This is a genomic window from Wolbachia endosymbiont strain TRS of Brugia malayi (assembly GCF_000008385.1).
In the GTDB taxonomy this organism is placed as follows: domain Bacteria; phylum Pseudomonadota; class Alphaproteobacteria; order Rickettsiales; family Anaplasmataceae; genus Wolbachia.
Genome location: NC_006833.1, coordinates 542109 through 554696 on the forward strand (window position 1 = coordinate 542109; position 12588 = coordinate 554696).

Sequence of the window (12588 nt, forward strand, 5' to 3'; positions counted from 1 at the left end):
AATATGCTAATTCTTCATTCGTGCATTGCACAACAGTAAAAGCAAGAAAAATTACATAAAATCGTCATGTGATGCTACATATTCTTCATATTCATCACTATTGCTTGTGTAAGTTGTTACATCAGTTTTATCATAATTGGTACTTAACATATCATCTAACTTCCCTTCCCTTTCAAGGTCCATCAATTTGTCACATCCAGCAATATGGTGTACATAATTGCCATTTTTATCAGCAATAAAAATTTGCGGAACTGTTCTAACATTATACTTTAACTTTATGTTACTAAACAAATCTGAATTTTTAAACACATCAATTTCTTCATATTTCACACCTTTCTCATCTAGCAGCTCCTTTGCTCTCTTACAGAACGGACAGTACTGCTTTATATATATAACAACCTTTCTTTTAGCATTTTTCACAATTTATCTCCGTAATTTATAAAATACAGTTATTATATATTAAGAAAGCATGTATAAAATATCAAATTGTATGAAAATTATTTATGATTACGAGAGAGGAATAGAAAATAACGTAGCATTAACCTTTGGAAACTTCGACGGCATTCACTTAGGACATGAGTTAGCAATTTCTACTCTAAAGAAGATAGCGCAAGAAAGAGGATTTCCCTCCGCAATCTTAACTTTTGAGCCTCATCCATCAACTATTTTATTTAACAGAAATAATTTTAGATTAATAAATCAAGAACAAAAAAAGGAACTAATCAGCAGCTATGGTATAGATTACTTATACATTATCAATTTCAATAAAGGTTTTTCTCAAATCAGCTGTGATGACTTCATTAGCAAGATTTTGATAGATAGGTATAACACTAAACACATAATTGTCGGAGAAAGTTGTACTTTTGGTCATAAACGATTGGGTAATACACTAATCTTAAGGAAACATTCTGAAACATATGGATATTCCTTGACTAAATTAGAACCATTAACAGTTAATGGAAAAATTTGCTCTTCTTCTTCAATTAGAGAGCACATACAAAAGGGCGAAATAGAAATTGCTAATAAGTTGCTTGGCAGATCTTATCAAGTTTCTGGTACTGTAATGAAAGGTGCACTTAGAGGTAGAGAAATAGGATTTCCAACCATAAACATTCCTATAGAAGATTGTATGATAAAACCTAAGTTTGGTACATATTATGCTAAAGTGGCATTTACCTCCTTAGATGTCATTCCAGCACGTGATGCTGGAATCTATAGATCCCAATATCAAAGCAATGAAACAACAGAAGGTTCCGCAAAAGGCTCATTCTCTGGCAGTGGTCCAAGTTGGCTATACGGAGTAGTCAACATTGGTATGAGGCCTACGTTTAATGACTTAAAAAAACCCATAGTAGAGATGCACATATTTGATTTCAATGAAGATATATATGACCGTAAGGTTAATATACAACTTTTAAAGTTCATAAGATCAGAAAAAAGGTTCCTTAGTGTTGACGAATTAACAAAACAGATAAATCATGATATACTTGAAGCTTATCAGTTAAGGACAGACTTATGAAAAAACTATGCTTGATTATTACACTCATAATAGTATTGACAGATCAGGCGAGCAAGCTTTACATAAATTTATTGATTGATGAAGGAGAGTCAATTGAGGTTTCCAGCTTTATAAGATTAGTTGAAGTATGGAACTCAGGTATTAGTTTTGGAATGTTCAGCACCTTACCATATAGCGATCTTTTTTTTTCAGCATTTTCAACATTGATAATTGGTGTACTTGCATACTTAGTTTATAAGTCTAATGAGCAATTAACCTGTCTTGGTTTTTCTTTGATGATTGGTGGAGCAATCGGAAATGTAGTTGACAGGATCTACTGGGGAGCTGTATATGACTTCATATATTTTCATATTGGTGATTGGTATTGGCCAGCTTTCAATTTAGCAGATTTATATATAGTTTGCGGAATGTTTACATTGTTATATAAATGGTACATATATGATAGGTTTATTTCTAAGTGAAATGAGGAAAAATCATTGTTTTGAGTTCAATTATATTAGGTCAGAATAATGCTTAACAAGTTCTTTAGTTTTTTTATATTACCTGTATTTTTTTTCATTTATCCAATTGTTCTGAAAACTGAAAGTGTAGAACACAACATAAAATATGCTAAACTCAGCAATGGGTTAGATGTTTATGTCGTCCCTAATTATCGAATTCCTGCTGCTCTACACGCAATAATATATAAAGTTGGAGGAATGGATGACCCGATTGGCAAAGCAGGATTGGCTCACTATTTTGAACATTTAATGTTTGAAACTACAGGAAGGTTTAAAGACATAGAATCTACTATGAGCAGTATTGGGGCTCAATTTAACGCTGGTACAACTAAAGAATATACCATTTACTACGAATTGGTCCTCAAAAAAGATTTACCACTAGCAATGGAAGTCGAAGCAGACAGAATGGGCAACTTTAATGTTACTCAAGACAAAATAGACAGGGAAAAAAACATCGTGCTAGAAGAAAGGAAGATGAGATTTGACAATCATCCTAACAATTTATTATGGGAAGAAATGAATAGTGTATTTTACCGTACTGGCTATGGCAGATCCGTTATTGGCTGGGAAAGCGATATTAAAACTTACAATCAGGATGATATAACGAGATTTCACGATAACTATTATCACCCGAACAATGCAATACTGTTGGTTGTTGGTGATGTGGAATTTGATGCAGTAGTGAAATTAGCGGAGGAAAAGTATGGAAAAATCAAAGCCAAGCCAGTAATTAGGTATTACCCAAATCAGGATCCAGTATACAATGCAAATCTATCAGTAACTTTAGAAAGCGCCGAGGTAAAAGAACCAGTGTTATATTTTCGTTATCGTGTTCCTTTATTCAAGCATATAAGTGAAATTTCTGCTGTTGATTTGGCAGTTAACATTTTAGGAAGTGGCAAATCTAGTAAACTATATAAAGATTTGGTTCTAGATAAAGACATAGCAGTGTCAGTGTCTGCTTATTATGATAGTTTAACTTTTAGTGATGGTTATATTGATATCAAGGTAACTCCAAAAAACGGAGTGAGTTTAGATATCGTTGAAAGAGAGCTAAATAGCGCTATCAATCACTTTACCTCGGAAGGAATAACGAATGAGGAGTTGCAAAGCACAAAGTATAGGTACAAGGCGGCACAACTTGATAATCTATCGAGCCTAACCAATATAGCATTTTTCTATGGCTCACATCTAGCACTTGGTATTCCACTTGATGAAATAGATATTTCATATAGTAAAATTGGTGATGTTAATTTAGAAGATGTAAATAGTAAAATTCGTACCATCTTTTCTGCTAATAAGTTAGTTGGTTGTTTGCTACCAAAAGGAGGTAATAATGAAGATAAGTAAATTTGTATTTCTATTTCTTTTCTGTCTAGGCTTTAATTTACAAGCAAGCGGTACCCTAAATATAGAAGAGGTCATTACCCGTAAAGGGTTTAAATTTTTATTCGTTGAAAACTGTGATTTACCAAAGGTCTCACTGAACATATCGTTCAAAGATGCAGGTTACGCATATGAGAATGTAGAAAAACAGGGACTTACTTGGTTCACTTCCCTTGCAATTCAAGAAGGAGCGGGAAAAAATGATGCCAAAGATTTTGCAAAAAAGCTTGAAGATAAAGGGATTAGCTTAAATTTTATTGCTGGTTTAGAAGCATTTAGGGCTTCGTTAAATACTTTGTCTGAGAATCTAGAGGAAGCAGTTTCGTTACTAAGCGATGCTATAATGCACCCTAAAGTTGACCTCGAAGGATTGAATAGAGCTTTTGAGAAAGCCAAAGTTAATTTTAATAATCTTGAAAAAGATCCTTATTTTATTGCTGGAAAAGAATTAAATACGTTGTTGTTTAAGAAACATCCTTACTCAAAAAGTGAGTATGGAATTCTTGATACTATAATGAGCATTACTAGAGATGATGTTCTAGCGTACGTAAAGCGTAATTTCACTAAAGATAATATAGTTATTAGTGTTGTTGGTTGCACAACAAAGGAAGAAGTTAGTGCACTACTGGATAAATATTTATCAAAACTACCATTAAAAAGATCAAAAGTCAGAAAAATACCTGTAAAAAATAACTTTGGCCCTGCAGAAAGTAAAAACATTTTTATGGATATACCGCAGAGTGTAATATTTTTTGCCCAAAAAGGTATAGCTTATGAAGATCCTGATTATTATAGCGCCAGCGTCTTAATTAATGCGCTTGGCGGCATGGGACTAAATTCAATATTAATGAAAGAATTGAGGCAAAACTTGGGTATTACTTACGGTGTTTTTGCACATATTATCCCCAATAAACATGGGAATGCTATAGTTGGAAATATGAGTACTGATAGCTCTACTGCTGGCAAAGCTATATTAGCAGTAAAAGATACATTGAGCAGAATAAAAAGGGAAGGAATTGATGAACAATTGTTCAAGGATGCAAAAACCATTTTAGTAAATAACCTTACCTTTTTTCTATCTAATAACACAAATACAGCAATGCTATTAGATGATATGCAGATAAATGATCGTGACGTTAACCGCATAAATAATTATGCGGATATCATTAATGACGTTAAATTAGAGAAAGTAAATGAACTGGCAAGTTCTTTATTAGATCCTGAAAATTTATTCTTTGTTAAAGTCGGAAGAAACACTTAAAGCAAACGGTCACTATAATATGGATAAATTTTGAACTATATATCCTTATTTCAGGTGAAGGATAATACAAAAAGCGCTAAAACAGGAAACAAAAAGTCTTAGTAGACTCATTAATAATGACATTGTCCGCATCAACACAGGTATATTCATCATTGTTAATTTGATACATATTACAAGCTGACAAGTAGGCATAACAAGTATGCTCTCAGTAATATTAGCACAGGTGTTTTTTTGTTTAATTTCCCTGATTTCAAATGTATACTCTTTTTTTGATTATTTCAGAGAAAAAAGCCTATATAAAAAATGTAACTACAAGAAAACACTAGAAGCAAAAAGAAGGAACGAATATAGAATTCAAGGTATTTGTTTGGACATTCTATGCGATGTACTATTTTTAACTGGTGCTTGCAGTTTCTATTGCTTTATTTAGTAGTCCTGTAGTTCTTTTCATTACTATACCACTCATTACATTAGGTTGTGTAGTGATGGTTGAACATAACTCACTCTATTTACCGTCAAGTTAAAAACTTTAAAAACCACTCTTCACAACTTTCAAAAGAGAAACAGTAAGAGCTGCACACAGAGATGAAAAAAGAAATAAATTCATCACGCCTTTACAAAATTGCAGCAAAAGTCCTGCCTAACATAATAGTACTAGCAAGATTGCACACTAATAAGGAGAACAAAGAAAAACGAAAAAGGTTAACTTTTAAAAGAAATGCTGAAATGAGGTAACAGGAAATAAGTTAACAGTAATACAGTGAGTAAAAAGATAAAGTTGTCGAAGCACCAAGTAAAGATAACAAAAAGGAAAATATTAAACGCAATTCTGAAGTTTCATCAATCATACCTTTTTTGAGTGAAAATGTAGTTGATAAAGAGAAAGACAGCAATACTTCATGGTCTCTCTAGTTTTCTACTTAGCATTGCTATTAACCTTACTGCTTCTACGTAACATTTATGCTCTTCAGACAAGATGCGTTTTGAGAGGCTATGAATATCATCATTTGGTAACACTGGTACAGCAGCTTGAGCAATTATAGCTCCAGCATCAACTTCAGAAGTGACGTAATGCACGGTACAACCCGTAACTTTTACACCTGCTTTCAGGGCTTGCTCCTGGGCATTTAGGCCCTTGAAAGAAGGAAGTAAAGAGGGATGGACATTTATAACTTTGCCATGCCATTTATTAAGAAAGTCAGCTTTGAGAATTCTCATAAACCCCGCAAGGCAAACTAAATTAACCTCATGTTGAACAAGTATTTCATGAATTTTATCAACATCAAGTGGTTTGTTTTCAACAACAAATGTTGGCATTCCTGCTTGCTCTGCTACTTTTAAACCAGCAGCTTTATTATTGTTGGAGATAACACATGCCATTTCTGCAGGAAAGCCGTAATTTTGACATGCTTTCATTAATGCTTGCATGTTCGATCCCCTACCTGAAATTAGTATTCCGAGTTTTACCTTTTTCATCATGTATAGTTAATTTATAGTCTAGTGTGAGAATTAATATTAGCAGAATAGCCCAAAAGGAAAACTTATTTTATGGCGAAGAAGTAACTTACTTAGACTTTTTTGCATAGCTTTAGCAACATGCATGGGTATCCAGCCGCCATTTAGGTAGCTCAAAAACTACTTAATAAGCTTTACCAGTCTCGTTATTACTAACAATAAAGCTGTTTTATAATTCTAAGTCTATTGGAAGCCTGGATCTAGGGGTTCTATTCTTTTAGTGTGTTGCATTTAATTTCTATAAGGTTTTTTGCTACATTCTTTTTGAACTTTTTATAGTGTGGTTGTTATACCCAATGTCATAAATTATACTTAATTAAGTGTTTAAAAATACTAAAAAAACGCCAATAAATAATATAGGCTATGCAAAACCTAATAATGAACTGCCTCACGCATCTAGCTTAAATTGGCTTTAACGCTTAGATATTTTGCTGTTTTTATTTAGTATATAATTATAAGTATATATTTTTGTAATTGAGTTATTATTTATTTAACAAAGTATTAGTATAATCTATTGACTGGATTAATGGAGAAATTTGAATGAGCAAATTACCGAACAATGCTAAAATAAGTAAGTCTCAGGTTACCCAGTGGGAAGTAATAAAAAGTTGTGAATATGATGATAACTGCTTGTCAAAAATACTAACTTTATACGTTATCAAAATGGTTCAGCTATCAGACCTATATAAGCGATGAACCTGAAATCAACACTATTCTGACAAGAGTAAGTGTGACAAGTGAAAATGTATTTTTAAATAAGGCTGCTACTATTGAAATCATGGAAGACATTTTTCCATGTAAATTTAACAGTAAGAAGAAAATATAACATATTAAGACTAGAAGACTTGTACAATCATTTATGCTCTATTGTTGGCAATATAGTCTTCTAAAAGAAATGCTTGAAAGTCTAGTAATGAAATATAAGGACACTGTTAACTTATTTAAGCAATTACCTAATTGAGCACAGTATTTTCAAAACTTCGTTCTCTATTTCAGAAACGCCACTTTCAAGGCTTTCATCTATCAAACACATGATAGACAGATATATCTGTCGTTTTTTTGCAACATCAATAGTTAAAGTACCAGGGGTAATTGTGACTGAATTGGCAAATAATGCAATACTCCCATCGTTATGCCCTTTGCACTTCTTTAGGATAATTATCGGCTCAAGTTTAAGTTTAGCTTGCAGTACCTTTTTTATTACGTAAATACTCGATAGAATGACTTGATATATCAACCATGATATATAACTTAACAATTTATAAAACTCCAGTCTATTTGTACCATTTAAGATCTGGCTAAGAGCGTTTTCAGCATCCATCAACCGCTTAAAGACAAACAGCGTAAACATAGAGGAAAATATTCCACAAGAAACAAAAAATGGTTCAAAATAACCAGACAATATAGTCCATAGAGAAAATAAAATTATAAAGGACAGAGAAAAAAACTTGATTTTTTGCCTAAGGTTCATGGTCTACAGTATAACTAGAATGATTTTTTAAGGAAAGATAATAATGACTCTACTTCAGAAAAATTGAAGAGAAAGTTGACCACTCTTATGAATTGAAGACAATAAAATACTTAAATATTAACATTAATGGACCATATACATATTATTAAAGCATAATAATAATTAGTAAGGTAGGCTATGATAGATATTTCTCAAATACAATTTCCTTCAAGAGAGCTTAGTAAACTAAAATCTGTTAATTGCTTTGCAATTTTTATTTCTTTAAGCATTTTAGTTAACCCTGCTACTCTTTATTTTCACCTTGCTACCATATTCTTCAGATCTGAAATTAAAACCTTTTACACTTATAAAGAAATCAGAACTGCAAAGCAGCACAAAATAAGCAAAAAAAGAGTATTGGAAAATGTTTTTTAAGAACAATACTATAAAATAGCAGCTTCTCCCTTGCTTGCTGCTTTTTTGATCTACCTGACTTTCACCCACCACTTTCTTATTGATCCCGTTACTGGAAACAACACCACCTACAATGCCATTAACTTTATTGCAGAGTGAACTCAGACAAAAAGATTCTAATTCTATTATGTTATTTAAAATTTCTATGAATTTCTTTTTAGAGAGTATAAAGGAAAATTTACAGGCATGATCAATAGTTTTGATGCTGATCTCGAACACTTGCTTCCTCATCAGTTAAATGATGGTATTCACTACAATATCAACAAGCTAAGAAGTAAGTACGGTAATAAAGTATCAGAAGATGTTATTAATGATGGTGAATTTAAGCAGCTTGTTAAATATATAAATGATTCATATTAACTTAACCTAATAATCGTCAATTTAGTAATGGAGACAAAGGAAGGTGATTGGGATTTTTAAATGACTTCTGCGAAAATGATCAAAAACATAGCTCTGGCTTTACAGGTGGGTAAATTTTACTTTTAGTTTTGAGAGCCTGCAATGATGGAGGCATAGAAGGTGTAAAAAATAAAAAAGACACATTAATTATAAATCTGCTGATAGTCAAACCTTCTCTAGAAAAGAACGAATTCCTAACACCTACTTCACCGGTGTTGTCTACAGAATGTTGAGTACACTAGAGGGTATTTATCCAGATCTAGAAACTAGATTTACTGTTCCACATCAAATATCAACTTTAGAGCAGAAAATGAAGCGCATAAGTTCATGTTAGATATGCTAAAGAACAAGAAAAAAACGACAAAAAAATCTTTAATGCTTGGCATAAGATTCAGGACAACCCAGATGATAATGAAAGTCAAAAAGTAGTTGATGATTTTACCTCAGAAGTAAGTATTCCTTTAATGAGAAAGTTATTGAGTTTTACTTCTCAATAGTGAATAAGTTATGCTGATGTTAATGAAAAATATTAACTCTATAAATTTAAATAAATTATGATGTTTTGAGCTAGGTTAGCACATAAAAAATGAATCGAATAAGTATAGCTTAGATGACTAAGGAAGTTTACTTGAAAGCATAAAAAAAAAGTATTCTTGGAACTATTAAACCGAGATTTGCTTAAGGCAGATTTTTCTCTCAAAGGTTCATCTTTAAATGAAGCTAAGAAAGTAGCTGACACAATAACAGAGAAAGAGGTTAAGGCATTTAAACTGAAAGCTGAAAAAGCCAGTAAAGTTAACCCCATTGAAGTTCAAGTAGATACTACACTGCAAAATCTTGCAAAAAAATCGCTAAAAGAAAAGTGCTGCCTCGCGTATAAACATCTTAGCAATAAATATCAAGGTAATAAAAAAAGGAAATGATAGAAATTTTACTTAAAAAACTAGAAATAACAAAGGAACAAATGAAGTCTCTATTAGAAGAGAATAATATACGCAAGCTAAAATTAGCACTTGATAATATATGCAGAAGAAGCGGAAAAAATATGGAGGAACGATAAAAGAAGCAGAAGAAATAGTCGCAAAAGTCGTTTCTCGCATGAAGTATCTGCTAGTAATGCAGCAGAAGGGACTGGGATGGGACGTAGCTTATGAAAATTTACGTTCCCTACCTTGTAGAAGATTCACTATATTTCTATAGTGTTTAAAAAAAATTAATATTGCTACAGTTAATAGCGTAAAAAATAAGTCTCTTTGAAAAAAGAAAGATGATAATACGGCAGCTATAGTAGAAGTCAAAGAAGCAAGAGAGGAGTATCGAAAAGCAAAAAATACTGCTAACCAAACAAATACAAATGCTAATACTAAAGAGATATTAAGCGCTATCAAAATTCCTAAAGTTGTTGCAACTCCCTTTCCTCCACTAAACTTCAGCCATACAGGAAACATATGTCCTAAAACTACTAAAATTGCAGATGCATACATGTGAAAACTACCATCATCGAAAAATTGTTTTGCTATATAAACCGCAATAAACCCTTTTAAAGAATCCAGAAGTAATGCTAAAGCAGCAATACATTTACTTCCTGTTCTTGCAACATTTGTAGCACCAATGTTCCCTGAACCTACTTCTCTTAAATTTATTCCTTTTATTTTCGTAATAACTAAGCTAAATGGTATTGAACCTAATATATAGGATAATACAAAAACTATATATTTCTCCATTATATCCACGCCCTCAGTGTCATTCTAGCGTGTGACATATAACTGTACAATATTGTGACTTGAGAATAGTCTTTACCAAGAAAGGTATTACCCCAGTGCTCAGACACTGTAACTTAATTGTAAATAAGTACACCAGAGAGTTATATAAGAGCTGGATTCTAGTGTCATGCACTGGAACGACGTCAAAGATTAGTATCCTCATTTATTTTTTTTCGTTTAACTGACATTTGCACTAGAACCTAATTGATTTTATTATTTCTTAGCCTTTTCGAATAGCACTGAACTTCATCGTTAATTTGACTGCTAAATAGTATAAGCGCTGTCATATTAATAAGGGCCAAACAAGAGAATAAAGTTCCACCAATATTAGCAATAGCCATTATATCTTTAGACAAACCTGAGAAAAATGCAACCACTACTACCGCTATGCGATATATTACAATACTTTTTGCACCAAATAAATATAGCCATCCCATTTCACAACAATATACAAACGAGATTACCGAAGAAAACGCAAACAAAGGTGCAGCTATAATTAAAAATATAGGAAACCAAGAAGAAACTGTCTCAAAAGCTTTTTGGGTAACCAATATTCCTTCGCCAATGCCAGTCTGGTACGCACCTGTTATCACTATTGTTATTCCTGTTAAACAACAAATTAACATTGTATCAAAGCATGGCTCTATCATCGCAACTAGTCCAGTTCTAACTGGTTCCTCATCTTTAGCTACTGCGTGAGTAATTGAAGCAGAGCCAACACCTGCTTCACTGGCAAAAATAGCCCTTTGAATTCCAGCAACAAATGCCCCTACTACTCCTCCACCAACAGCATTGAAGTCTATCATATTAGAAAATAATATTTTAAATACATTACTAAAATTGTGAATATTAAACGTAATTATTGTAATACAACTAAAAATATATATGAGTGACATAACAGGTACTAGCGCGGAAGATACTCTCGCTATCCTTCTAATTCCCCCGATAATCACTAGAGCAAGCAATGCAGAGATTATAGAAGACAGAAACCAAGGATGACTATCCACCCAATTTGAATAGCCAGATAATATTGAAACCATTTGATTAGTTTGAAATGCTACACTTCCCCCCAAACCTGATAATACAAAAAATACCGCATATACTGCAGCTAAGATAATACCAAGTTTCTTAAACCCAAATTCCTCCAGCCCATTTCTTATGTATTGAAATGGACCACTAAACAATTGTTCCTGACCTTCTGTTCTGTGCCTGAATGCTAAAGTCACTTCAGCGAATTTTGCTGACATACCAAAAAAGCCTGTAATCATCATCCAAGGTATTGCTCCTGGCCCTCCCATTGAAACTGCAATTGCAACACCAGCAACAGTTCCAAGGCCTACTGTGCTTGAAAGTGCAATTACAAATGCCTGAAAATGCGTAATGTGGCCATCGTGATGATCCGTATCATATTTTCCACACAAAATAGTAAACGCATGTTTAAACATCCTTATGTTGAGAAATTTAAAACGTAATGTTAGAAAGATATAACCAAAAGCCACTAAAAGAATTATAAATGGCACGTAGAAAATCTTGAAAAACAACACTTCATTCATGAAGTTATTTATTCCACTTAACATAGCGTCATAGCTCTCATAAAAATCTGAAGCAGCGTACACATTATTAAACAATAGGCAAAATAATACTATATAAAGCAACCTATAAATCATCTCTAATACCCTCTAGAATTGTAATAAGAATCTATTGTATTTAAGACTTCCCTTCTCAGTAGATATATCGTAACAGCGCTTGGAACCATAAGGCACATAAACAAACCGTCGCCTAGATAAGATATAAATTCTATATTTTTTGACATACAACCAATATACACCGAAACCGCTATAAGAACTTGGAACAATATCAGTACTTTTTTGTTACCAAATAAGTACAACAAGAGCAACTTCTCAGTAGTAATAATAAGTTATTATTGTATAAAGTGCAAAGGAAAACATTATTAGCGGAAAAACTAGCTTGCTGAATAAAGGCAAGGCTGTTGAAAATGCTGAGCTAACTAATGTAATACATCTATGTTGTTAGTACTATGTATACCAGCGATAACTATATAATATCAGTCAAAAATGAGATTAATATTATGCCTACAAGTGGTGCAATATTGCAACACTCCCAACTTTAATTGGATCTTCTTCTTTTACAGCTGAATACACTATAGCTGCTGTTCCTGTACTGCCTCGTTAGCAAAAAACGATCTTCTCACTTTTCAGCTATTAACCTACTCAGTACCCCACCTCCTGTAGCTGATTTACAGCAGATTATTTCCATCTACACAGATTGATATACATATATGCTTACATATAACACTATCA

The 12588-nt window shown here is 32.7% G+C and carries 14 protein-coding genes; 9 read left to right on the forward strand and 5 right to left on the reverse strand.

The genetic code is table 11. The features are described 5' to 3' along the window. Positions 1-51 precede the first annotated feature (51 nt). Positions 52-420, reverse strand: coding sequence for a glutaredoxin (locus tag WBM_RS02475; protein ID WP_011256613.1), 369 nt, complete (start codon positions 418-420; stop codon positions 52-54). A gap of 70 nt (positions 421-490) precedes the next feature. Here WBM_RS02475 and ribF point away from each other — a divergent pair, with 70 nt between their 5' ends. From ribF to WBM_RS05760, 5 genes are all read left to right on the forward strand, one after another. Then, a complete protein-coding gene (ribF, locus tag WBM_RS02480) occupies positions 491-1519 on the forward strand; it encodes a bifunctional riboflavin kinase/FMN adenylyltransferase (RefSeq protein ID WP_011256614.1) in 1029 nt (342 codons plus the stop codon). After that, positions 1516-1980, forward strand: a complete 465-nt coding sequence (lspA, locus tag WBM_RS02485; protein ID WP_011256615.1) for a signal peptidase II — start codon at positions 1516-1518, stop codon at positions 1978-1980. The genes ribF and lspA overlap by 4 nt, the downstream gene beginning before the upstream one ends. Positions 1981-2028: 48 nt before the next feature. Further along, positions 2029-3369 carry a M16 family metallopeptidase gene (locus tag WBM_RS02490; RefSeq protein WP_011256616.1) on the forward strand — a complete coding sequence of 447 codons (1341 nt, stop codon included), beginning with the start codon at positions 2029-2031 and terminating at the stop codon, positions 3367-3369. Beyond that, complete coding sequence (locus WBM_RS02495; protein WP_011256617.1) at positions 3356-4666, forward strand: M16 family metallopeptidase; 1311 nt, start codon at positions 3356-3358, stop codon at positions 4664-4666. The genes WBM_RS02490 and WBM_RS02495 overlap by 14 nt, the downstream gene beginning before the upstream one ends. Positions 4667-5251: 585 nt before the next feature. Then, complete coding sequence (locus tag WBM_RS05760; protein WP_158676332.1) at positions 5252-5401, forward strand: hypothetical protein; 150 nt, start codon at positions 5252-5254, stop codon at positions 5399-5401. A 162-nt stretch (positions 5402-5563) separates the two neighbouring features. Here the strand turns inward: WBM_RS05760 and purN are convergent, their stop codons facing one another. Then, on the reverse strand, positions 5564-6142 hold the full coding sequence (gene purN / locus WBM_RS02505) for a phosphoribosylglycinamide formyltransferase (protein ID WP_041571458.1): 579 nt from the start codon (positions 6140-6142) through the stop codon (positions 5564-5566). A 579-nt stretch (positions 6143-6721) separates the two neighbouring features. Here purN and WBM_RS06330 point away from each other — a divergent pair. Then, on the forward strand, positions 6722-6877 hold the full coding sequence (locus tag WBM_RS06330; protein WP_225416084.1) for a hypothetical protein: 156 nt from the start codon (positions 6722-6724) through the stop codon (positions 6875-6877). 253 nt (positions 6878-7130) lie between these two features. Here the strand turns inward: WBM_RS06330 and WBM_RS02510 are convergent, their stop codons facing one another. Next, a complete protein-coding gene (locus WBM_RS02510; protein ID WP_011256619.1) occupies positions 7131-7652 on the reverse strand; it encodes a Na+/H+ antiporter subunit E in 522 nt (173 codons plus the stop codon). 639 nt (positions 7653-8291) lie between these two features. Between WBM_RS02510 and WBM_RS06335 the strand changes: the two genes are divergently transcribed. The 3 genes from WBM_RS06335 to WBM_RS06345 all read left to right on the forward strand — a co-directional run bounded on the left by WBM_RS06335 (position 8292) and on the right by WBM_RS06345 (position 9564). Then, positions 8292-8465 (forward strand): hypothetical protein, encoded by a 174-nt coding sequence (locus WBM_RS06335; RefSeq protein WP_225416085.1) that lies wholly within the window; start codon positions 8292-8294, stop codon positions 8463-8465. Between the two features lie 692 nt (positions 8466-9157). Next, positions 9158-9427 carry a hypothetical protein gene (locus tag WBM_RS06340; protein WP_011256620.1) on the forward strand — a complete coding sequence of 90 codons (270 nt, stop codon included), beginning with the start codon at positions 9158-9160 and terminating at the stop codon, positions 9425-9427. Then, on the forward strand, positions 9424-9564 hold the full coding sequence (locus WBM_RS06345) for a hypothetical protein (RefSeq protein WP_225416086.1): 141 nt from the start codon (positions 9424-9426) through the stop codon (positions 9562-9564). The genes WBM_RS06340 and WBM_RS06345 overlap by 4 nt, the downstream gene beginning before the upstream one ends. An 88-nt stretch (positions 9565-9652) precedes the next feature. Here WBM_RS06345 and plsY read toward each other — a convergent pair whose 3' ends face one another. Further along, positions 9653-10228: a glycerol-3-phosphate 1-O-acyltransferase PlsY gene (gene plsY / locus WBM_RS02520; protein ID WP_011256621.1), complete on the reverse strand. Its 576-nt coding sequence runs from the start codon at positions 10226-10228 to the stop codon at positions 9653-9655. A gap of 239 nt (positions 10229-10467) precedes the next feature. Then, on the reverse strand, positions 10468-11934 hold the full coding sequence (locus WBM_RS02525) for an alanine/glycine:cation symporter family protein (RefSeq protein ID WP_041571459.1): 1467 nt from the start codon (positions 11932-11934) through the stop codon (positions 10468-10470). Between the last annotated feature and the right edge of the window lie 654 nt (positions 11935-12588).